The sequence below is a fragment of the Acetobacterium sp. genome (assembly GCF_030652775.1).
Taxonomy (GTDB): Bacteria; Bacillota; Clostridia; order Eubacteriales; family Eubacteriaceae; genus Acetobacterium.
Genome location: NZ_JAUSPS010000049.1, coordinates 34,098 through 56,051, shown reverse-complemented (window position 1 = coordinate 56,051; position 21,954 = coordinate 34,098). Strand labels below are relative to the sequence as shown.

Annotated in this window: 19 protein-coding genes; 12 read left to right on the top strand and 7 right to left on the bottom strand. The window is 43.6% G+C overall.

Annotated elements, in window-relative coordinates; genetic code table 11:
• Nucleotides 1–111 precede the first annotated feature (111 nt).
• From Q7J41_RS08660 to groL, 7 genes are all read left to right on the top strand, one after another.
• Nucleotides 112–2,715 (top strand): glycoside hydrolase family 3 C-terminal domain-containing protein, encoded by a 2,604-nt coding sequence (locus Q7J41_RS08660; RefSeq protein ID WP_304887168.1) that lies wholly within the window; start codon nucleotides 112–114, stop codon nucleotides 2,713–2,715.
• Nucleotides 2,716–2,848: 133 nt separating this feature from the next.
• Nucleotides 2,849–3,535, top strand: a complete 687-nt coding sequence (tsaB, locus tag Q7J41_RS08655; RefSeq protein WP_304887166.1) for a tRNA (adenosine(37)-N6)-threonylcarbamoyltransferase complex dimerization subunit type 1 TsaB — start codon at nucleotides 2,849–2,851, stop codon at nucleotides 3,533–3,535.
• Nucleotides 3,532–3,975: a ribosomal protein S18-alanine N-acetyltransferase gene (gene rimI / locus Q7J41_RS08650; protein WP_304887164.1), complete on the top strand. Its 444-nt coding sequence runs from the start codon at nucleotides 3,532–3,534 to the stop codon at nucleotides 3,973–3,975. Before tsaB ends, rimI begins: the two co-directional genes overlap by 4 nt.
• A complete protein-coding gene (locus Q7J41_RS08645; protein WP_304887162.1) occupies nucleotides 3,968–4,705 on the top strand; it encodes a TIGR01906 family membrane protein in 738 nt (245 codons plus the stop codon). Before rimI ends, Q7J41_RS08645 begins: the two co-directional genes overlap by 8 nt.
• A complete protein-coding gene (tsaD, locus tag Q7J41_RS08640; RefSeq protein WP_304887160.1) occupies nucleotides 4,692–5,705 on the top strand; it encodes a tRNA (adenosine(37)-N6)-threonylcarbamoyltransferase complex transferase subunit TsaD in 1,014 nt (337 codons plus the stop codon). The genes Q7J41_RS08645 and tsaD overlap by 14 nt, the downstream gene beginning before the upstream one ends.
• Nucleotides 5,706–5,940: 235 nt before the next feature.
• Nucleotides 5,941–6,225: a co-chaperone GroES gene (gene groES, locus Q7J41_RS08635; protein ID WP_304887158.1), complete on the top strand. Its 285-nt coding sequence runs from the start codon at nucleotides 5,941–5,943 to the stop codon at nucleotides 6,223–6,225.
• A gap of 30 nt (nucleotides 6,226–6,255) precedes the next feature.
• A complete protein-coding gene (groL, locus tag Q7J41_RS08630; RefSeq protein WP_304887156.1) occupies nucleotides 6,256–7,887 on the top strand; it encodes a chaperonin GroEL in 1,632 nt (543 codons plus the stop codon).
• Nucleotides 7,888–7,988: 101 nt separating this feature from the next.
• Here the strand turns inward: groL and Q7J41_RS08625 are convergent, their stop codons facing one another.
• Together Q7J41_RS08625 and abc-f are read right to left on the bottom strand one after the other, a co-directional pair.
• Nucleotides 7,989–8,222 (bottom strand): hypothetical protein, encoded by a 234-nt coding sequence (locus Q7J41_RS08625; RefSeq protein WP_304887154.1) that lies wholly within the window; start codon nucleotides 8,220–8,222, stop codon nucleotides 7,989–7,991.
• A gap of 88 nt (nucleotides 8,223–8,310) precedes the next feature.
• Entirely contained in the window at nucleotides 8,311–10,239 is a 1,929-nt protein-coding gene (gene abc-f / locus Q7J41_RS08620) for a ribosomal protection-like ABC-F family protein (protein ID WP_304887152.1), read from the bottom strand.
• A gap of 149 nt (nucleotides 10,240–10,388) precedes the next feature.
• On the opposite strand from abc-f, the gene Q7J41_RS08615 reads away from it, so the two are divergent.
• Nucleotides 10,389–11,018, top strand: coding sequence for a redox-sensing transcriptional repressor Rex (locus tag Q7J41_RS08615; RefSeq protein WP_304887150.1), 630 nt, complete (start codon nucleotides 10,389–10,391; stop codon nucleotides 11,016–11,018).
• Nucleotides 11,019–11,214: 196 nt separating this feature from the next.
• Here the strand turns inward: Q7J41_RS08615 and Q7J41_RS08610 are convergent, their stop codons facing one another.
• The 4 genes from Q7J41_RS08610 to Q7J41_RS08595 form a co-directional block, all read right to left on the bottom strand.
• Nucleotides 11,215–11,595 carry a helix-turn-helix domain-containing protein gene (locus Q7J41_RS08610; RefSeq protein ID WP_304887148.1) on the bottom strand — a complete coding sequence of 127 codons (381 nt, stop codon included), beginning with the start codon at nucleotides 11,593–11,595 and terminating at the stop codon, nucleotides 11,215–11,217.
• A gap of 129 nt (nucleotides 11,596–11,724) precedes the next feature.
• Entirely contained in the window at nucleotides 11,725–12,555 is an 831-nt protein-coding gene (locus Q7J41_RS08605; protein ID WP_304887146.1) for a hypothetical protein, read from the bottom strand.
• A 16-nt stretch (nucleotides 12,556–12,571) separates the two neighbouring features.
• A complete protein-coding gene (locus Q7J41_RS08600) occupies nucleotides 12,572–14,194 on the bottom strand; it encodes a putative manganese-dependent inorganic diphosphatase (RefSeq protein WP_304887144.1) in 1,623 nt (540 codons plus the stop codon).
• 15 nt (nucleotides 14,195–14,209) lie between these two features.
• Nucleotides 14,210–15,148, bottom strand: coding sequence for an alpha/beta fold hydrolase (locus tag Q7J41_RS08595; protein ID WP_304887141.1), 939 nt, complete (start codon nucleotides 15,146–15,148; stop codon nucleotides 14,210–14,212).
• Nucleotides 15,149–15,339: 191 nt separating this feature from the next.
• Between Q7J41_RS08595 and Q7J41_RS08590 the strand changes: the two genes are divergently transcribed.
• Both Q7J41_RS08590 and holA read left to right on the top strand, forming a co-directional pair.
• Nucleotides 15,340–17,781 carry a DNA internalization-related competence protein ComEC/Rec2 gene (locus tag Q7J41_RS08590; RefSeq protein WP_304887139.1) on the top strand — a complete coding sequence of 814 codons (2,442 nt, stop codon included), beginning with the start codon at nucleotides 15,340–15,342 and terminating at the stop codon, nucleotides 17,779–17,781.
• Nucleotides 17,782–17,827: 46 nt separating this feature from the next.
• Complete coding sequence (gene holA, locus Q7J41_RS08585) at nucleotides 17,828–18,844, top strand: DNA polymerase III subunit delta (protein WP_304887138.1); 1,017 nt, start codon at nucleotides 17,828–17,830, stop codon at nucleotides 18,842–18,844.
• A gap of 365 nt (nucleotides 18,845–19,209) precedes the next feature.
• Here holA and rpsT read toward each other — a convergent pair whose 3' ends face one another.
• Nucleotides 19,210–19,476, bottom strand: a complete 267-nt coding sequence (gene rpsT, locus Q7J41_RS08580) for a 30S ribosomal protein S20 (protein WP_304887136.1) — start codon at nucleotides 19,474–19,476, stop codon at nucleotides 19,210–19,212.
• Nucleotides 19,477–19,654: 178 nt separating this feature from the next.
• Here rpsT and lepA point away from each other — a divergent pair, with 178 nt between their 5' ends.
• Both lepA and Q7J41_RS08570 read left to right on the top strand, forming a co-directional pair.
• Nucleotides 19,655–21,460: a translation elongation factor 4 gene (lepA, locus tag Q7J41_RS08575; RefSeq protein ID WP_304887135.1), complete on the top strand. Its 1,806-nt coding sequence runs from the start codon at nucleotides 19,655–19,657 to the stop codon at nucleotides 21,458–21,460.
• A 3-nt stretch (nucleotides 21,461–21,463) separates the two neighbouring features.
• A complete protein-coding gene (locus tag Q7J41_RS08570; RefSeq protein ID WP_304887133.1) occupies nucleotides 21,464–21,895 on the top strand; it encodes a D-Ala-D-Ala carboxypeptidase family metallohydrolase in 432 nt (143 codons plus the stop codon).
• Nucleotides 21,896–21,954 lie beyond the last annotated feature (59 nt).

Below are 21,954 nucleotides of genomic sequence, written 5' to 3'. Positions count from 1 at the left end.
AAAAAAGATTAACAATTGGTCGGTACGGCAGCTTAGCGACAAACTCAAACCTTAGAAAAAATCAAATGTTATTGCTTTAGTTTGGTTAATCCATTAAGGAGATGATTTATCATGGATGAAGGATTAATTAAAAAGATACGAAGAAATATGAGTCTGGAAGAAATGGTATCCCTCTGTTCGGGTCGAACCGACTGGGAAACCGTGGGCTATTCCAAATATGGCATCGAGCCGGTGTATATGGCTGATGGTCCTCATGGTATGCGGGTGATTGAAAATGAAGGAGCGCTGGGGATTCCCCAGGGTAAACCAGCCACCTGTTTTCCGCCGGCGGTGCTCTCCGCCTGTTCCTGGGATGAAGGGCTGCTTGAATTTTTGGGTCGAACCATTGCGCTGGAGGCACGGAGTATGGGCGTCGACCTGATTTTAGGACCCGGCATTAATATCAAGCGATCACCCCTGTGTGGACGTAATTTTGAATATTTTTCAGAAGATCCGCTGCTGTCAGGACGATTGGGAAAAAGTTTTATCATGGGAGCCAAAGATCATGGCGTGGGAACCACGGTCAAGCATTATCTGGCCAATAATCAGGAAACCCGGCGTATGACCGTGGACGAAAAAATTGATGTCCGGGCGTTGCGGGAAATTTATTTAAAACCCTTTGAGATCGCCGTCAAAGAAGGAAAACCGATGGCGGTGATGTGTTCTTATAACAGCATTAATGGCAAGTTTGTCTCTCAAAGTCATTACTTTCTGACTCAATTGCTCAGGAACGAGTGGGGATTTGATGGGATCGTCATGTCCGATTGGGGGGCTGTCTATGACCGAGTCCGAGGGGTATTTGCCGGAATGGATCTGGAAATGCCTGGTAATGGTGGTGTCAATAATCAGAAGATATTTGACCGGATCAAAGAAGGGAAACTGAAAGTCACTATTATAAATGAAATGGTGGAGCGGCTGATCCGGTTTTCCTTTCAGGCCAAGGAAAACCGCCGAAACTATGCCACTAATCTGGAAATTGAACCAAAGGGGCATCATAAAATCGCCCAATTGGCAGCGGTGGAAAGTATGGTGCTGCTTAAAAATGAAGAAAATATTCTGCCCATTGATCGGAACAAAATCAAGAAGCTGGCGATTATCGGAAGTATGGCCTTTGATCCCCGCTATCAGGGCAGCGGCAGTTCAAAAATTAATCCCTTCCATATCGATTCACCCTATGAACGAATAAAAAAACTGGTGGGCGACGAAATTCAACTGTTCCCTCATCAGGGCTATATTCATGATGAGGTAGTGGAGCAGTTCCATCTGGCCGAGCAGGCGGTGGAGGTAGCGAAAAACTCGGAGATGGCCTTGTTATTTTTGGGCTTGCCGGATCATGACGAATCGGAAGGTTATGACCGTACCCATTTGCAGCTGCCCAAAAAACAGATTGCCCTGATTCACAAGATCTGCGAGGTCCAACCTAAAACGGTGGTAATTGTTCAGAATGGCGGTGTCGTGGATATGAGCTGGGAACACCAGCCCAAGGCCATCGTTGAGATGTTTTTAGGCGGTCAGGCCGGCGGCGATGCCATTGCCAAACTCTTAATAGGAGAAAATAATTTCTGTGGCAAACTGGCGGAAACCATTCCGATGCGGTTGGAAGATACTCCGGCTTACATTAATTTTCCGGGAATTCATGATGAGGTTGTTTACGGCGAGAGTATATTTGTGGGTTATCGTTATTATGACTTTACTAAAAAGAAAGTCCGCTTCCCCTTTGGATTTGGGCTTAGCTATACGCATTTTAACTACGAGCCCATTGATGAAGATGAGCTAACAATCGATGCCGAAAAAACGGTCACCGTTAAATGCCGGATCACCAATACCGGAGCAATAAATGGCAAAGAAATTATTCAACTTTATACCGGTAAGTCAGATACTGCTATCCTGCGACCGCTGCGGGAACTTCGTGGCTTTAAAAAGGTCTTCATCCCCGGCGGGCGATCGGCCGAGGTCTGCTTTGAGCTGGGACTCAGTGACTTTAACTATTACAATCCTACCACCAAATCCTGGGAACATGAGTCGGGTAGCCACCAGATTTATATCGGGTCATCCAGCCGGGATTTACCGATTATCTATCCGGTTCAGATTACCAAAGATCTGATCCATCCGATCAACCCCTTATCCTATCTCAGTGATTTCGAAAAAACAGAGCGGGGACAGACTATCTTTAAACTGCTACTTTCTGGTTTTGAAGAGATTATGGGGGATGATCAGAGCCGAGAAGACGAATTTTTTATGACAATGCTGGCCAATACACCGCTACGCAAACTGGTTGAATTTTCAAATGGAATCTTTAGCGAAGAGTGTATTGATAAGATTATCGAATTGGTCAATTCGGATCAGTCCCTGGAAGGGATTACCTTTGAGAAACTGGTTAATTGTACCGAGAAGAAAAAGGGCTTTTTTAAAAGTCTTTTCGGCGGTAATGAGGAAGAATACCTCTGCGTTCAGTCCAAAGTCCGGGATCTGGTCGAGGACGAGGATGTCATGAAGATTCTCAGAAATTATTTTGGCGAAGAAACCTTTGAAAGTGACTATCTGCAAATGGCGATCAAAATGGGAATCTGTTTTGATAAGGCGCAGAAATTACTGCCTGATGAGTTTTTTTCCGACGAAAAGCTTAAGCGTATCGATCGGGATCTCAAAGCCCTGGCAAAACATAAAAAGAAGTAAGACGATTGAAGAAAACGTGTACCGATTATTTTACAATCAATAATCGGTACCTTCTATTTATAAAGCTGAGGGATTATTTTCAAATACCTTAGTATAATTCAGTATAATATAATTTAAGAAGGAAAGATAAAAGATGAATACACTCACCATTGATACATCCACCATTGTGGCATCAGTTGCAATATTAAATGAAGAAAAATTAGTCGGCGAAATGATTATCAATCATCAAAAAAAACATTCGGAAAAACTGATGATTGCTATCGATCATTTACTCAGTGATGGGGGTCTTTCCATTCAGGATATTGATGTTTTTGGCATCGTATCCGGTCCCGGTTCCTTTACCGGGTTGCGCATTGGTATGGCGACCGTTAAGGGGTTTGCCCAGGCCCTGAATAAACCGGTGGTGGGGGTATCCACGCTGGAAAGTCTGGCCATGAATATTCCCTTTGCCGGTGGCCTGATCTGCCCGGTTCTGGATGCCCAGCGAAACCAGACATATACCGGGGTTTTTCATTTTGAAGACGGCCATCTGGTTCGGGATATGGCCGATGCGGTGATGGAAATAGATGATCTCATTGCTTTTCTAAAAGCGAGAAATGAGACTATCTATTTTTTAGGCGATGGCCTGCCCCGGTTTTCACAAATCCTGCAAGAAGCCATCCCAACCGCCCGGATCGTCCCCAACTATCTCAATATGAATCGGGCCTCGTCAGCGGGAACCCTTGTTTTAGAACGAGCATTAAAAGGGGAGACCAGCCATTATCGGGAAGTGGAACCCTTTTATATCCGGCCTTCTTACGCCGAAGAGCATAAAAAATGATGATCAGTTATCGTTTAATGCAATCCCGGGATGTAGCCGGAGTTTTTAAGGTGGATCAGGCCTGTTTTTCACATAATTGGACCGAGGATTCCTATCAGGCGGAAACAAAAAACATCCTTTCCAATTATATTGTCGCCGAAGTGGATGGCGAAATTATTGGCTTTGGCGGTTTCTGGCAGGTGCTTGACGAAGCGCACATTACTAATATCGCAGTGCGGGAAACCTATCGCCAGACCGGGGTTGGGCAAAGGATTATGAATGCGATGCTGGCGCTGGCGCTGGAAAAAGGCTGTGTGGGGATGACCCTGGAGGTTAGAGGGGATAATCAGCCGGCGATTAATTTTTATCTTAAAAATAAGTTTACCCGGGAAGGCCGACGAAAAGACTACTATGGTACGGGAATGGACGGAATCATCATGTGGAGGTATGGACTTGAATAAAACCATCAAAATAGTTGCAGTGCTGCTGGGAGTTCTGGTTCCGGTTATTACTTTTATCAGCGGTATTGAAGCGGTGGTGTTTGACAAAGCTTTTTACATGGATCAGATGAGGAAAAATCAGGTCACAGAAAATACCGGTATTTATCCTCCGGATATGGATCTGGTCGTTAATGAAATCATCAGTTACCTCAAAGGAGACCGGCAGGATTTTGACATCAAAGCCCGTTTGGCGCCGGAAAATGCCAAAAACGTTGTGGATCATGTGTCCATTTTCAATGACAAAGAAATCACCCATATGGATGACGTCAGAGATCTGCTGTTATTCTTTCTCGGCCTTCGGGACGCCACCCTGATTCTGGCACTGATAGCCTTTCTGATACTATTGAAATATAATAATAAGGCCATCATCAAGGCCTTGTTCTATGGCTCAGCCATTTTTATGGTGATATTGCTGATAGTTGGAGCGAGTTTTATTTTTAATTTCAACGACACCTTCATTCTTTTCCATCAGCTGTTTTTTGCCAACGACTTATGGATAATGAACCCCTCCACCGACCGACTGATCTGGATTGTCCCCGAGCCCTTCTTCTTCGCAATGATCGGCCGGATGGTCATCTACATCCTGATGCCCCTGGGACTCACCACTCTGGGATCAGGGCTGGTCTTGTTTAATGAAAAAAAGCGAATAAAAAAATGTAATTCTAATCGAGGTAAACATGAAAATTCTTAGTATTGAGACATCCTGTGACGAAACATCCGTGGCCATTGTCGAAGATGGCCGGAAAATATTGACCAATCGGATTTATTCCCAGATTGATATTCATCAAAAATATGGGGGTGTGGTGCCGGAGATTGCCTCCCGAAACCATGTCACCAAACTGCCCTATATCATCGATGAAGCCCTGGCAGAAAGCAGGCTTTCCCTGGCCGAGATGGACGCCATTGCCGTGACCAATGGTCCGGGTCTGGTGGGGGCACTGCTGATTGGTCTCTCCACCGCTAAAGCGATGGCTTATAGTCTGGGGAAGCCGCTGATTGGCGTACACCATATTGAAGGCCATATCGCTGCTAATTTTCTCCAGTATCCGGAGCTCACACCGCCCTTTTTAACCTTGGTGGTATCCGGCGGCCACAGTCATCTGGTCTTGGTCGAAGATTACCAGACCTTTAAAGTGTTGGGTCGAACTATCGATGATGCCGCCGGCGAGGCCTTTGATAAAATTTCCCGGGTTTTGGGGCTGGGTTATCCCGGTGGCCCGGCGATTGATGCTGCGGCCAAGAATGGCAACCCGGAGGCTATCGCTTTTCCCAGGGTGATGCTGGATAAAACACGGTATGATTTCAGCTTCAGCGGTTTGAAATCAGCAGTGCTGAATTACCTCAACGGCAAGAAAATGAAAAATGAAGCGATCAATCCCGATGATGTGGCGGCATCTTTTCAGCTGGCTGTCATCGAGGTATTGGTGAGCAAAACCATTTCCTGTGCTAACAGCATCGGTATGAAGACCATCTGTATGGCTGGCGGCGTGTCCTGTAATTCCCTGTTGAGAAAAATGATGGGACAGGCAGCTGCCGAAGCGGGCATGACCCTGTACTATCCTGATCCGATTCTATGTACCGACAACGCTGCGATGATTGGCTCCATGGCCTACTATAATTATATAAATGGGGAAGAAAGTGACCTGAGCCTCAACGGCATCCCGGGTCTGAAAATTGGAACCCGACAATAAAGTTTACAGCGAATAAGACCTGATGATAAAAGGGTAAACGCATTTATATAAAGAGAATAGTACCCTCTTTAAAAATTAAAACAATCTTAAAAAAAATTAAGATTGTAAAAATGGGAAAAAAAACTTGCAATCAAACTGTAAATCATTTAAAATACTATTAGCACTCAAGATGAATGAGTGCTAATAAATGAAATAAAAGGTACAGCGTACCCAATATAATCAAATGGAGGAAAAAATGAGTTTAAGACCTTTAGGTGACAAAGTAGTAATTAAAGTTAAAGCTGAAGAAGTAAAAACTTTAGGTGGAATTGTTTTACCAGGATCTGCCCAGGAAAAACCACAGCAGGGTAAAGTAGTTGCAGTTGGAACTGGAGAAATTATCGATGGCAAAAAAGTGCCATTGGACGTAAAAGTGGATGATGAAGTTATCTATTCCAAATATTCCGGTAATGAAGTTAAAATCGGAGAAGAAGAATTCTTAATCATTCGTCAAGCTGATATTTTAGCAATCGTAGAATAATAAAATTAAAAAAAACAGGAGGAAAATAATATGGCTAAAGAGATTAGATTTCGTGAAGACGCCAGAGCAGCACTGATTACTGGTGTAGATAAATTAGCAGATACCGTTAAGGTGACATTAGGACCAAAAGGAAGAAATGTTATTTTAGCTAAATCATATGGTTCACCAACCATCACCAATGATGGGGTAACCATTGCCAAAGAAATTGAACTGGAAGATGCCTTTGAAAATATGGGTGCTCAGCTGGTTAAAGAAGTTGCTACCAAAACAAACGACGTCGCTGGTGACGGAACAACCACAGCAACCTTATTGGCTCAGGCAATTGTCCGTGAAGGTAACCGCAATGTTGTTGCCGGCGCAAACCCAATGGTACTGAAAAAAGGGATTGAAAAAGCAGTTATAGCTGTTGTTGAAGAGTTAAAAGCGAACAGTAAAAAAATCGAAAGTAAAGAAGCAATCGCCCAGGTTGCATCCATTTCTGCAGCTGATGCCGAAATTGGAAAACTGATTTCCGAAGCCATGGACAAAGTCGGCGATGACGGTGTTATCACTGTTGAAGAAGGCAAAGGCATGGGTACTGAACTTGAATTTACCGAAGGGATGCAATTTGACCGTGGTTACTTATCAGCTTATATGGTAACAGACACTGAAAAAATGGTTGCTATCCTTGATAATCCATATATCTTAATCACTGATAAGAAAATCTCCAACATTCAGGAAATCTTACCAGTTTTAGAACAAATCGTACAGTCTGGCAGCAAACTGTTAATCATTGCTGAAGACGTTGAAGGCGAAGCACTGGCCACCCTGGTTGTTAATAAATTACGGGGAACCTTTAACTGTGTCGCTGTAAAAGCCCCAGGCTTTGGTGATCGACGTAAAGCAATGCTGGCTGATATTGCCGCATTAACCGGCGGAGAAGTTATCTCTGACGAATTAGGCTTAGAATTAAAAACGACAACTATTGAACAATTAGGCCGTGCTCGTCAGGTAAAAGTTGATAAAGAAGATACCATTATTGTTGAAGGAAGCGGAAACAAAGATGCTGTTGAAGAACGAATTCGTCAGATCAAAGCTCAGATTCCCGAAACTTCTTCAGAATATGATAAAGAAAAATTACAGGAACGTTTGGCTAAATTATCTGGTGGCGTAGCTGTTATCCAGGTTGGTGCAGCCACCGAAACTGAACTGAAAGAAATCAAATACCGTATTGAAGATGCCTTAAATGCGACTCGGGCAGCGGTTGAAGAAGGCGTTGTATCCGGCGGTGGTACAGCTTACATCAATGCGATTCCAAAGGTTGATGCTTTAATCGAAACTCTGGAAGGTGACGAAAAAACTGGCGCCTATATTATTCGTCGAGCGATCGAAGAACCAATGCGCCAAATTGCTGAAAATGCCGGACTTGAAGGTTCTGTTATCGTTTCACAAATGGCTGGCAAAGCAGTTGGCGTTGGCTATGATGCTGCTAAAGGCGAATTTGTTGATATGTTCAAGGCGGGAATTATTGACCCAACCAAGGTAACCCGTTCGGCGATTCAAAATGCAGCCAGTGTTTCAGCAATGTTCTTAACCACTGAAGTAGCTGTTGCTGATCTTCCTAGCGAAGATGCTGGTATGGGCGGAATGCCAGGCGGTATGGGCGGAATGCCAATGATGTAAGCCTCAGGCTACATTAGTAAAGAACTAGCATAATTAAATTAAAGCAATCAAAAAGGCAGTCTCTTGCGAGGCTGCCTTTTGTTTTCTGGTTTTAGCGCAGTTTAGTCAACATCGTAGGGGATGCCAGCGAATAAAATTTCCATTTCAGGCGGTTCCAATTCTGATAGTTTGATGATCAGGCCGTTTAACAATGTGATCATGGCCTGGGCATCCGGCGATTCGTCATCGGTGGGTTTAGCGGCATAAAGAGCAATCAGCATGGTATTGCGGGTAGTGCCTTTGACTTCTTTAAACAAGGTATTTAACACTCTTTTTTCATTAGTTGTCAGTTCCATTTTTTCCTCCAGATATTTAGTGAAAATTTTATTTTATCAAAATTTTGTGCTAACAATTTTTTATTTAATTCAGAGCTAATCGCTAAAATTACTCGACTTCCAGGGCCATTAAGGCGATCTCCCAGGAATCGGTAAGTTCAGACAATTGCTGTTTGAAATCCTCATAGGACAGATTGATTTCTGCGGCCAGGGTGAGGTTATCATAGAAATCCGGGGCACACATAGTTGTTTCAATGGCTTCGATTTTCTGTTCCATCACCAGAATTGCTTCTTCAATTTCCTTAACCTGTTTCTTTAAGAGTCGAACACGGGCTTCCTCTTCTTTTTGCCTCTTACGATCGGTTTTCTGTTGCGTTTTGGTTACAATCGTTTTGTTTTCTTCAGCCAGAACAGCTTCCCGTTCTGAGGCATCGGTCTTATGTTTTACATAATCGTCGTAGTTGCCCAAATGAATTTCCATTCCATCAGCTGAAAACTGGTAGATCTGAGTTGAAATCCGGTTCAAAAAATACCGGTCATGGGAGATAAACAGTAGCGTGCCCTCATATTGACTCAAGGCATTTTCAAGAATTTCTTTGGTATCCATGTCAATATGATTGGTCGGTTCATCCATCAGTAGGAAATTAGACTGGGAAATCATCAGCCGGGCCAGCAGCAAACGGGCTTTTTCGCCGCCAGACAGGGTGTTGATCGGTTTGAAGACCTCATCGCCGACAAATAAAAAGGCCGCCAGGATATTTCGCAGTTCACCTTCCGTTAGTTTTGAATCAACATCCCACAGGGCTTCGAGCAGATTTTCATTGTAGAATTTCTTCAGATCCTGATGTTCCTGATCGAAATAGCCGATATGAACCTTCTGACCCAGACGGATTTCGCCGGCATCGGCGGCTAACTTTTTCTGCAAAATGCGAAAGAGAGTTGTTTTACCGGCGCCATTGGGTCCGATGATGCCGATTTTGTCGCCCCGATGAATTTCAAAGTTCATATTCTGAAAAAGCAGACGATCACCAAAGGATTTTTTAATTCCGGTCACCGCCAAAACGTCATTGCCGCTTTTAACCCGGGGGATAAAGCTGAAATGGCTGTTATGAGCAGTTTCGACTTTGTCGAGCAACTCAATCTTACTGAGCGCTTTTTCCCGGCTGGAAGCCCGTTTAGAGCTTTTGATGGAGTTGTAGGCCCGGAACCGGTCAATGACTTCCTGTTGGTGTTTGATTTCTTTCATCTGCTGTTGAAATTGATGGTTTTGTTCCATCATATCCTGGCGTTTTTTAACAGCATATTGGGTATAATTCCCATTATACTCTTTAACGTTCGGCTGCGTCACCTCAATGATTGAAGTACAGACCTTGTCAATAAAATAGCGGTCATGGGAGACGATGATAAAGGTTCCGGGGTAATTCTTCAGATATTGTTCCAGCCATTGCAAAGCATCGATATCCAGGTAGTTGGTGGGCTCATCCAATAAGAGCAGTTCCGGTTCCTGAAGGAGGATCTGACCCAGGGTAGCCCGGGTTTTTTCACCACCACTGAGCATCGAGAAGGCTTTGTCCTGATCTTCAGGTTTAAAACCGAGGCCATTGATGACGCCGCGGATCCGGCTGGGATATTCGTAACCATGTTTTTCAGCGAAGCTTTCCTGAAGCTCCCCAAACTCCAGCATCAGTTTTTCCTGATCCTCGCCCGCAGAGTGGGCAATGGCATCGCCGATATGTTTCATTCGTTGTTCCATCTCGATCAGTGGCTTAAAAACATCAGTGAGCATTTCAATTAAGGTAGTGTTTTCAGCGATATTGGATTCTTGGGATAAATAACTGATGGTCAACCCATTTTTTTTGCTGATTCGCCCGGTGTCGGGAACCAGTTCTCCGGTAATCAGCTTGAGCAGGGTTGATTTACCAGTTCCATTCCGGCCGACGAGACCGATCTGTTTTTTTTCATTAATGGATAGATTTAGTTCATTAAAAATTTCATGGATGCCATAACTAAAATGTAAATTTTCTATATTGATTAACATTATTTCACCTATTTTTCGTTTTTGTTCTGTTATTTAGGTTTACTTTTACTATTCTATCAAAAAAAGCCCTAAAATAAAATGAATAATTTGACGTAATTGCTACATATTGATATAATTAACCGATTATCCGAAAGAAAGGAGAAGTTATCATGCATCGCTTCTCAAAGAAAGTATCGATGACCGTTGTTAAACGGTTGCCAAAGTATTACCAATATTTAAGTGATTTACAGCTCAATGATATCGAAAAAATATCATCCCGGGAATTAGCAAGTTTAATGGGATTGACAGCTTCTCAAATTCGACAGGATTTAAATTCGTTCGGGGGTTATGGCCAACAGGGTTATGGCTATAATGTCGGGGAATTAAAGGAGGCTATCAAGGAGATCCTTGGTCTTGATAGCGAATATAATTGCATTATTATCGGTGGTGGTAATATGGGTCATGCCATTGCAAACTATGAACGGTTTAAACGGGAAGGCGTCATTCTAAAAGGCGTATTCGATGTTGACCCATTAACGGTTGGTACGGTTATTGGTAGTGTGGTTGTAAAACATATGGAAGAGCTTGATGCCTTTATCAAGGCGAATGAAATTGACATTGCCATTTTGTGTGTACCCCGGGAGGTGGGACAGAAGGTGGCGACCCAGGTAACTGAATTAGGTGTGAAAGGCATACTTAATTTTAGTCCCCTGGATTTGGATGTTCCCAGTGATGTTGTTGTCGAAAATGTGAACATCACAGATAGTTTATTTACCTTAACCTATCTGTTGGGCGAATAAAAGATTAGCTGTAAAATAGGTAAGAGTTTGATTTGAATCAGACTCTTATATTTTTGCAAAAAAAACTGCCATGCAGAGACGGTTATCCATTGATCAAAAGAGATCAATCAAAAAATAAATTAAAAAAGAAACACGTTTGGCGTGTTTCTTTTGTTTTATAACAAGTTATTTAAACATAATTTTCGTAGTTTTTGACTTACTTTCCGCTAGTACTTTTGAAATTAATAAAATCCAGGACTTCTTGCTTATAGCTTTCCGGGAAAGAGAAGTAAGAAGAAAAGGAATCCACTTCTTCGTTGGAAAAAACGTAAGATTTTAAAAATTCTTCACAGGTCATCGGTTTGGGGTTGCTGGGCAAAAGCTTTGGCTGATCGGTTCTACACAATAAATAGTCAACAGAAACTTCAAAAAAATCAGCGATCTTTATCAGTAATTGGTTTTCCGGTAGATTTTTATCTTTTTCATACTTGGAAATGGAGCTTTTGTTAAGATAGAAAAGATTGGCAAAATTCTCCTGAGTTAATCGTTTTGAAATCCGCAACGCCTTTAATCGAGTACCAAAAGTATTATTTTCCATTTTTTCACCTTCTTTCAGTTTAGAATTGTTGGCATAAATGCACTGCCTATTGATTTATTATAACACGTCTTTAACATTTGTCAAGATTTGCGGTTGAATTTAAGGAATAAATCTTAAAGGGTTAAAGCATCAAAAGGGCGCTCTTGCCTCTCTCAAAAGGCGCAGACATTCTCCGTATTTGGCTTTTTCAGGGGATGGTTCATTGGCTGGAAATGGGGATTCCAGTGATTGACTGGTAATTGCGGTCTCGGTTATTGTGTCAAATAAAGCATTAAATTCTGTGCTTGTTGAGGGATCAGTTGATTTACGTTTTGATTTTCCGTCTTCCGTTATAATTTCATCATAATTCAGGGAGACTAAAGTTGATCCATTAAAAGAGGCTTGAAGTAATCCCTGATAACCATCGTGATCAGCGGCGCTGGTGATTGAATAAGTATCGAGGGTGTCAATTTTTATTGGTTCGTGATCACCTTTCGTGGCATTATTTAGAATTGCCACGGATAATTTGACATATCGTTCAGATGTTTGAGTCGCACCAGAGATAGCGTCTATTTCATCAGGATTCTGGGAAAGCATCAGTTCATTATAGAGACGGAGATAGAGGGAACCTAAATTAGCGACAGCCAGATTGGCCCAGGTTTTATCAGAACCCTCGACAGTCAGGCGATCGGCTTTGTTTTTATCGATTTCTTTTAAATTGACCCGGGTAATTACTCCGTTTTTAATTAAAATGTTCAATTGCTGGGCATAACCTCTGGCATCATAATATTTTGTAGCGGCAGAGTACTGGCCATCCATCAGGGATTCTGAATTTTTGGTAGGCAATATTGAACCGGTTGTGGGATCGTTGATCAGTTCTTTTTCCACACAACCGGTTAATATCAGTGGTATCAAACCAGAGAGTAGGAGTAAAATCAACAAGCGAAGGCCAGTGTTTATTTTGGATTTGTTTGTAAGCATCTTTATCACCAATATACTAATAAGCAGAGGCGTTCATCAGCGGTGGTACAATCTGTTTTTTTCGCGAAAAAACACCATTCATGTACTTGCTGAATTCTCCCGGCTGGAAACCAAAAGCCAGCTGAGCAAGATTTTTAGCCTCCCCGGCGATGATCAGCTCGGAGCCACCTAAAATAATGTCGGTAACCATTAAAATGGCCAGATCCAGGCTTTCCTCAGCACATAGTTTGTTCATTTCCTGCAGAACCCCATCCAGTTTATCAAAAATACCCCGGAAGTCGCCGGTGTTAATTTGCGATACACCAATTTTATAAGAGCCCATGGTGAACAATTTCCGATCGGTGGAGATGATTTCTGATGGGGGCATTTCTTTTAAATTACTGCCGGCTACCAGCATCTTTTCACCATAACTCTTAACATCGATATTTAGAATCTTACCCAATTCCCGGGCCACGGTACGGTCGTCTTTGGTGCAGGTAGGTGAATTAAATAATAGCGTATCTGAGATGATCGCACTAAGCATCAGTCCAGCCATATCTTTGGGGATGACGATCTTATTTTCATGGTACATTTTTGCAACGATGGTAGCTGTACAGCCAACCGGTTCAATGCGAAGGTACAGTGGTGTGGCGGTTTGTATTTCGGCCACCCGATGATGGTCGATAACTTCAATGATTTCGGCTTCTTCCACCCCGATAATCGATTGGTTCCGTTCATTATGGTCGACCAGAATTATTTTTTTTCGACTGAAGTCGATGAGGTTACTCCGTGAAATGGTTGAAATGACCTTTCCGTCGACATTTACCACCGGGAAACGTTCATGTTCAGAGGTCAGCATGTTCTTTTTGACATCATCAATGGTTTCATAAGTCATGAAATACTCCAGATGATTTTTCTGGTAATAGTTTTTGATTGGAATCCCCTGGCAGAGCAGTCGGATGACTTCGAAGGGGCCGAAGGTCACAATCAGAACAGCCCCCTGATAGTCATCGGGAATATGGAAGACGATGTCCGGTGACGCATTGGAAACAATGATGATCCCGGCACCGGTGGCAAAGGCGCGGTTCATATATAGCTTCTGCTGAACCGTGACCAGAATGTCCTGGCTGCTTAAGGTCTGGTCATCCTCGATTTCGGTGATGGTATAAACATCTCCCTGAACCATCTCGGACTTGATTGACCCGTAAACCTGGGCTTCCAGCAATTCAATAATGTTATCCAGTGGGGTTTCGCTGTCCCGAAGCAGGGATTTAGAAAAAGCATCGGTGTAGGCTGGGATAATGTCGGAAAGGGAAACCATGCCGATGAGTTTTTCTTCGTCACTAATGACAGGTAGGGAGCGGCCGGGGTGATCAATGATCTGGTTCATGGTTTTAGACACTGAGTTATTTTCACAGGCCATTGAAAAATCGGTGAGAACCAGATCCGAAACCTGAGGTTTGACGTCTTTGATCAGTTCGGGTAAATCGATTTGAAAGGTATCCAGGATAAACTGGGTTTCTTTATTAATTGGTCCTAGCCGGGCCGGAAAGACCTGGGTGTGGCCCAGAGCCTGTTTTAAATGGGCGTAGGCAATAGCGGAACAAATGGAATCGGTGTCCGGATTCCGGTGTCCGAAGACATATATTTTCTGAGTCATCGTTGGACCTCCTTTTTATTTAGATAATGAATGAGCGTTTAAAAACCGCAGCACATCCTCATAGACAAGATTGCGTTTATCTTCGTTAAGAATTTCATGTCGCATTAGCGGGTAAAGAATCAGATCAACATCCAAAACCCCGGCTCTCCTTAGCTGCTGGGTGAGTTTAGTCACCTCTTTGCCCATGCCGCCAACAGGATCATCCCGTCCGGCTAAAAAAAGGAAGGGGAAATCATTGGGGATCTTTTTCAGATTGGCATCTTTAGTGGTATAGTCAAGACCGTAAAATAAATCCCGGTAAAATCCGGCACTGCAGGTGAAACCGCACAGGGAATCTTTTATGTAAGCATCCACATTGGTTTTGCTCATAGAGATCCAATCATATTCGGTTCGGTTGGGTTTGAATTTTTTATTATAGCTGCCAAAGGAAAGGTCGGACAGCAGTTTGGATGGCGTTTTTTCACCCTTTTTTCGGATCTCCCGGCGGGCAATAACGCTGGCGGCTTTGCGCATAAAATTGCTGATACCCACGGTGGTGCCGATAATAACCGCCCCATGATAGAGCTCGGAGTAATCAATGACCGCAGTTCGGGTTACCACCGATCCCATGCTGTGACCGACGATAAACAGCGGCAGCTGCGGGTAGGTATCTTTGAGCATACCGGAGATTTCTTTGACATCTGAGACAACCCGTTTCCAGCCATTGCCGGCAGAAAAAAAACCCGGGTCACCAGAGTCTTTGCCGGTTTGGCCATGGCCCCGCTGATCGTGGATGACTGCCAGGTAGTGATTTTGATATAAAAAATCCATAAATTCACGATAGCGTCGGGCATGTTCAGCCATGCCGTGAACGATCAGCACAACGCCCATTGGTTCGGTCGGACAGGGGGTTTCGTAATAAGTCAGCTTCGCCTCATCGGATGCATAAAATCCATTGGTAGTTAAATCAATCATTAGCGATCCCTTCTTTCAAGTTGTCTTTTAATCTATTTTCTCATTATAACAAAATATCTTAAAAAAAACAGCGTTCCCGGTACTAAAAAAAGATAATCAGTGTATAATTAAGATAAAAATCGTTGGATAAAGGGGTATTGAAAATGAAATTAACGATACTTGGCAATAATGGACCCGTTAAGTCTAGTTAAATGAAGCGACCATTATTATGGGGATTTGTCACCCTTTGTCTGGGGATTGTCGCAGTTTATTACCGCTTACCGATTTGGGCGCTGCTGGGCTTTGTTGGCCTAATGGCGGTGATGCCGTTTTTGCTGAGTAATATCAAAATAATCCAGATGGTATTTGTCCTTAGTTTATTTGGGGTAGGCGTATTTTGGGGTTACGGAGCCTTCCCGGAGACGGATCCGCTGGAAAACTATTATCAGAATGATGTCTCCCTCATCGCAGTGGTCACTGATTACCCGATCCGCACCGAAAATCGTTTGAGTATCAATCTGACAGCTAAAGAAATAGTCACTACCGCTGATGAAAACAATCGTTGCGAGAATGCAACAGGGATTAGGGCGGCCATCTATTTTCAGGCTGATGAGGACACGATAGGGGAGCATGAAGTGTCAAAGACCGAGGAAGAGCTGCAACTGGACTTTGCTCCCGGCGATCTGCTATTATTAAAGGGCAAACTGTCGCAACCGGCCGGCAAAAGAAATCCTGGCGGCTTTGATTATGCACTATATCTCAAATCTCAGTCAATAGACGGGTTGCTGACGGTCAAGCCGGAAAATGTTGAACGAATCGGTCAGGAAACAACATTATATTATCAGATATTGGGCATCAAAAGAGCCCTTGAGAATCAATCGGATGCCAGTTTTTCACAAGATGTATCAGATTTACTCAAGGGTGTGGTATTTGGTGAAAAAAATATCAATGAGGATCTCGCAAAGAGCTTTCAGGATGCCGGCGTCACCCATGTTTTATCGGTGTCCGGACTTCATGTCGGGTATGTGTTCCTGGCACTGTCTTTTCTTCTTATGACCGTAAAAATCAACAAGCGCTACTGGATGATTTTTCTGGCTCCGGCTTTGTTGTTTTACGTTGCCCTCACCGGGTTTGCAGCGCCGGTGATTCGGGCGTCGATCATGCTCTTGTGTTTGACCTGGGGACAGGGAATTCATCGGGAACGGGATGCTTTGAATTTGCTGTGTCTGGCCGGACTGGTGATTCTAGCTATCTGGCCGGCCCAGCTTTTTCAGGCCGGATTCCAACTATCCATGGGAGCGGTGCTGGGGATTATCCTGTTTTATGGTCCGTTGTTGTACGCTTATGAAAAACATCGCAATAAAAAGCGGGTGCATCATAAAATTAAACCGGGACCGGTGGTTCAGGGACTGGTTCTGACTTTTTGTGCCACGGTGGGCACTCTGCCGATTCTGCTATATCATTTTAACAGCTTTACGCTGATAAGCTTCTTTTCCAATTTGCTGGTGGTACCGCTGATCGGCGTATTTCTGCTGGCTGGGATGGGATTTCTGGTGATTGCTTCCATCGCTCCTTTTTTAGCCCCCATTTTGTCGGTACCAGTGACGTTTTTAGGGGAATCGATCATCGTGGTACTGAATGGCATCAATGATCTGGGAGCGGTTGCCAATTTTTTGTGGGTCAACCGGGGCGGATTATCTCTGGCTGAAACCGGGCTGTTTTTACTGCTGGTCTTTCTGATTTCAGGCTATTTTTATCTCCGCCAGCCTTACGTCCGAAACACGGTAATGAGTTTGGGACTGGTGCTAGTGCTGATCGTGATGGCAACCCCGCTGTTTCCCAGAAATCTGGTGGTCACCTTTCTGGATGTCGGTCAGGGTGACAGTATTTTGATTGAGACCCCGGGCGGGCTGAATTATCTGGTCGATGGCGGCGGCTATCTGTTTGAACGATCCAACCGGGTTTCAGACCAGGTGCTGTATCCGGCCTTGTATTCTAAAAATATCCGGGAACTGGATGCCATCTTTTTAACCCATAATCATGTCGATCACAGCCAGGGCGTTGAAGAACTGGTCTTTGATGGCTATCCGGTCAAGAATCTGTTTATGAGTGTCCAGACAAATAATCAAAAACTCCGGAGTCAGCAGCTGGTTCCGGTTTCCTTATTAAAAAAGGGATCGGTGATTGAAGGGAGTGACGGCGTGACCATTAAGGTGTATAATCCCGAAGGACAGATCGTTCCTAAAGAGGACGACCAGCAGAACAATGCTTCGCTGGTGATGACGGTTTCCTATCAAAATATCAATTTGCTGTTATGCGGTGATATCGAAGCCGAGGTCGAAAAACAGCTGGCCGCAGAATTACAAGCCCTTAGTACTGAAAAGGGATTTCAGATCATCAAAATCCCCCATCATGGTAGCAAAACCTCATCCACTCGGGAATTTATTCAGGCGATTGACCCGGAAACAGCGGTGATTTCGGTGGGCGCAAATAATTCCTTTAACCATCCCAGCGATGAGGTGATGGATCGTCTGGACGAGGAAGCAATCACGGTATTGCGAACCGATCAAAAGGGCGCCGTGGAAATTACCAGCAACGGAGAATTCATTCAGATCAAGAATTATGCGAATGAAAATTCAAAAATTATCAAATAATATCAATATAATAACAAGACTTAACGTAAATTAATGGAGAAATGCTGTGAATTATAAAGAACTCAATAAATGTGTGAAAAATCAGGAGATCAGTCCGGTTTATTTATTCACCGGCCCGGAACAGTACATTGGCCATATGATGGAAAAAACGCTGATCGGCACAGAACTGGCCAAGGGCCTGGAACCCTTAAATCTGACCACCTACAGTGATAAGAATCTGGATATTTCAGAACTGCTGGCCACCTGCGAAACGCTGCCGATGATGAGCAATAAGCGGATGGTCATTGTCCGGGAAGAGGCGCAATTAGATAAGATTAGCGATAAAAAGGATTTGGATCGGATTGCGGCCTATCTGGAGAAACCCTGTCCGTCGACGCTGTTAATTATCTACTGGGAACAGCCGGACAAGCGCAAAAAACTGTACAAAAATCTGACCAAAGCTGGCTCTCTGGTGGTGTTTGAGAAACTCGATGCCAGTGATCTGCAGGCCTGGATCATCCGCCGGGTCAAGAATGCCGAAAAAAAAATCAACCGTGCCGAATTGGAACTCTTTATTTCGCGGTCGATGTATTTAATAAATGAGAAAAAAACCATGGAGATGGTGGACAACGAACTCAACAGCCTGATTGATTACACCGGTGATCGTAATGAGATAAGTAAAGAAGATATCTTGCTGATCTTGCCCCAGTCCATTGAAGAAGGGATCTTCAAACTGATCGATTATGCGGTCAGCGGCCAAAAAGATCAGGCTCTGTTGATGCTCAACCATTTTTATCTGGAAGGAGAATCCCCCTTTGGGGTTTTCAGTCTGCTGTTGCGCCAAATCCGGATGCTCCTGATGGTTAAGATTTACAGCAGCCGGGGATTGCCGGCCAAAACGGTGGCGGTGGAAATGAAACTGGCCCCTTTTATTGTCAATAAGATATTAAAAAACGGCAAAAATTATCCCATCGACAATTTGTGGGAGATCATGGTCATCGGTGCAGATCTCGATGCCCAGATGAAACTGGGGGAAATTGATCAGAATTTTGCCCTGGAATTATTTTTGATGAAGATCAGATAAATCCCGATCGCTTCGTACCGATGCGAGAGGTTGTCGATATACTACCGTACCGACCAATTATTAATCTGTTGTTCGCTGCGGGATCGGACAGGCTATCGCCATGTCCGACCCGATGCGTACAACATGATGTAACAATTGTCGGTACTAGGTTATCTTTTTGATAATCTAACACATCGGTACGAAGGTTGGTGGCTTTTGGGCAATAAACCACGATTCTGCTCCATCGTTGATTCGTGGGCAGTCGCCAACTACAAGCGAGCTTGTGATTGCCTCTTTGCCTTCACGCAAAAAAAGATGTACCTGAGTAAGTACATCTTTGGATAGACCCTAGAGACACGGGTTTTGGGAATATATAAATGAGGTAATTAAGCAGTCATCTTGTTGATAATTCTAGCCAAAGTACTTTTTTTACGTGCTGCTGTGTTTTTATGTAAAACACCTTTTGTAACAGCCATATCAATTTTCTTTGATGCTAAACGATAAGCTTCCTGCGCTGCTTCAACGTTACCTTCAGTAACTGCAAGATCAAATTTTTTGACAGAAGTCTTAAGATTAGTTTTTACCATCTTATTTCGCAGACGACTGATTTCATTTGTTTTAGCTCGTTTCATAGCCGATTTAATGTTAGCCATGGGTTCACCCCCCTCATTTATTTATAACATAGCAATTCTAACACATTTAAAGAATATTATCAAGAAAAAACGTGACAAAAAAAATATTTCTTGATAGAATATTGATCTAGGTATAAAAATAAGGGATTTACAGAATAGTTCAGCCATTGATATAGATTTGAAAGTAGAGGACAAAAAATTGACAAACAAACAATTACATACACGAAATTTTTCCATCATTGCCCATATTGATCATGGCAAGTCAACCTTGGCGGATCGACTGATTGAAGACACCGGGATGATGAGCAAACGGGATATGGAAGAACAGTTTTTGGATAATATGGATATTGAACGGGAGCGGGGAATTACCATCAAGCTTCAGGCCGTCCGCTTGCTGTATACTGCCGATGACGGCGAAGAGTACATTTTAAACCTGATTGATACGCCCGGTCATGTGGATTTCACCTATGAGGTGTCCCGAAGCCTGGCTGCCTGTGAAGGTGCCTTATTGATTGTAGATGGCTCCCAGGGTATTGAAGCCCAGACCATTGCCAATGTTTATCTAGCCCTGGAGAACAATCTGGAGGTTATCCCTGTTATTAACAAGATTGACCTGTTAAGTGCCGATCCCCAGCGAGTCAAGGATGAGATTGAACATGTCATCGGCATTGAAGCCCAGGATGCGCCGCTGATTTCAGCCAAAGCCGGTCTTAATATCCGGGAAGTATTGGAGGCCATTGTCAAAAAAGTGCCACCACCAATCGGCGATGTAGATGCACCACTACAAGCCTTGATTTTTGATTCCTATTATGATCAGTATCTGGGAGTTATTGCCTCGGTTCGGGTCATTCAGGGAAAAATCCGCAAGGGTATGAAAATTGATATGATGGCCGTCGGTAAAACCTTTGAAGTCAATGAGGTCGGGGTTTTTGGCAGTGGTTTGATTCCCATCGATGAACTATGTGCCGGCGATGTAGGTTATGTTAATGCCGGAATAAAAAATGTCCGGGACACTCGGGTCGGAGATACCATCACTGAAACGAATAACCCAGCTAAAGAAGCCTTGCCAGGTTATAAAAAAGTAACCTCCATGGTATTCTGTGGTATTTATCCGGCCGATGGTTCGCGTTATGAAGATTTGAAAGAAGCGTTAGCTAAGTTGCAATTAAACGATGCCTCGCTACTTTATGAGGCCGAAACATCGATGGCGCTAGGGTTTGGTTTCCGCTGTGGATTCCTCGGTTTACTTCATATGGAAATCATCCAGGAACGACTGGAACGGGAATTCAATCTGGATCTGGTCACCACCGCTCCTAGTGTTATTTATAAGGTTATTAAAACCGATGGCACCGAATTGTGGGTGGATAATCCCGCGAATCTGCCAAATCCGGTTGAAATTAAAACCATGGAAGAACCAATTGTCAATGCTGACATCATGGTGCCGTCTGAATACCTGGGGGCGATTATGGAATTGTGCCAGGAACGACGGGGCGTTTATCTGACCATGGATTACGTCGAAGAAAACCGGGTCATTCTGAAATATGAATTGCCCCTTAATGAGATTATTTATGATTTCTTTGATGCGCTTAAATCCCGAACCCGGGGTTATGCCTCCTTTGACTATGACATCAAAGAATATCGACCGTCTGATCTGGTTAAACTGGATATTCTGCTAAATGGCGAACTGGTGGATGCGCTATCCTTTATTGTTCACCGCGAAAAAGCCGCAAATCGGGGACGACTGATTGTCAAAAAATTAAAAGAAGAAATTCCCCGGCAGATGTTTGAGATCCCAGTTCAGGCCGCCATTGGCACCAAGGTGGTCGCCCGCGAAACAATCCGGGCGATGCGTAAAGATGTTTTGGCCAAGTGTTATGGTGGCGATATCAGCCGTAAACGAAAACTGCTGGAAAAACAAAAAGAGGGCAAGAAGCGCATGCGTCAGGTTGGTAATGTGGAAGTACCGCAAGAAGCATTTATGGCGGTTCTTAAGCTGGATTCCTAAACAATGGAGAAGACGATCCCCAAAGGTCCACGGGTTCATCAGAAGCTCAATAGCGAAGATTTGTTTTATTTACTAAAAGAACAGGATCAGGTTAGCCCGAAAAAGTCTGTTAATCGGAAATGCTACCGCTGTGATTGCCAGGGCAGATATTGCGATGGATTTTCCGTATCGTTGAATCCGACGCTGGTTGAAAAAATTGATGGGTTGGAAAAACAATTAAAAAAAACGGTGCAGATCATCTCCGGGGTGCGCTGTGAAAAGCGTAATGTCGAAGTAGATGGATCAAAACACTCCTTTCATCTGCTGGGACGGGCCGCAGATATTCGTTGCGAGACCATCAGCATCGATGAATTGGCAGCGGCAGCAGAAATAGTCGGATTATTGGTGATTCGAGATTATCGGGACGATGTGGTTCACTGCCAATGGAATGACTAGAAAAATAAAAAAGATAAAAACTGTTATCGACGGAAAACCATCGATAACAGTTTTTTTAT

Coding starts and splice junctions, on each gene's coding strand:
- Q7J41_RS08660 (WP_304887168.1), top strand. CDS start 112: ATGGATGAAGGATTAATTAAAAAGATACGAAGAAATATGAGTCTGGAA.
- tsaB (WP_304887166.1), top strand. CDS start 2,849: ATGAATACACTCACCATTGATACATCCACCATTGTGGCATCAGTTGCA.
- rimI (WP_304887164.1), top strand. CDS start 3,532: ATGATGATCAGTTATCGTTTAATGCAATCCCGGGATGTAGCCGGAGTT.
- tsaD (WP_304887160.1), top strand. CDS start 4,692: ATGAAAATTCTTAGTATTGAGACATCCTGTGACGAAACATCCGTGGCC.
- groES (WP_304887158.1), top strand. CDS start 5,941: ATGAGTTTAAGACCTTTAGGTGACAAAGTAGTAATTAAAGTTAAAGCT.
- groL (WP_304887156.1), top strand. CDS start 6,256: ATGGCTAAAGAGATTAGATTTCGTGAAGACGCCAGAGCAGCACTGATT.
- Q7J41_RS08625 (WP_304887154.1), bottom strand. CDS start 8,222: ATGGAACTGACAACTAATGAAAAAAGAGTGTTAAATACCTTGTTTAAA.
- abc-f (WP_304887152.1), bottom strand. CDS start 10,239: ATGTTAATCAATATAGAAAATTTACATTTTAGTTATGGCATCCATGAA.
- Q7J41_RS08615 (WP_304887150.1), top strand. CDS start 10,389: ATGCATCGCTTCTCAAAGAAAGTATCGATGACCGTTGTTAAACGGTTG.
- Q7J41_RS08610 (WP_304887148.1), bottom strand. CDS start 11,595: ATGGAAAATAATACTTTTGGTACTCGATTAAAGGCGTTGCGGATTTCA.
- Q7J41_RS08605 (WP_304887146.1), bottom strand. CDS start 12,555: ATGCTTACAAACAAATCCAAAATAAACACTGGCCTTCGCTTGTTGATT.
- Q7J41_RS08600 (WP_304887144.1), bottom strand. CDS start 14,194: ATGACTCAGAAAATATATGTCTTCGGACACCGGAATCCGGACACCGAT.
- Q7J41_RS08595 (WP_304887141.1), bottom strand. CDS start 15,148: ATGATTGATTTAACTACCAATGGATTTTATGCATCCGATGAGGCGAAG.
- Q7J41_RS08590 (WP_304887139.1), top strand. CDS start 15,340: ATGAAGCGACCATTATTATGGGGATTTGTCACCCTTTGTCTGGGGATT.
- rpsT (WP_304887136.1), bottom strand. CDS start 19,476: ATGGCTAACATTAAATCGGCTATGAAACGAGCTAAAACAAATGAAATC.
- Q7J41_RS08570 (WP_304887133.1), top strand. CDS start 21,464: ATGGAGAAGACGATCCCCAAAGGTCCACGGGTTCATCAGAAGCTCAAT.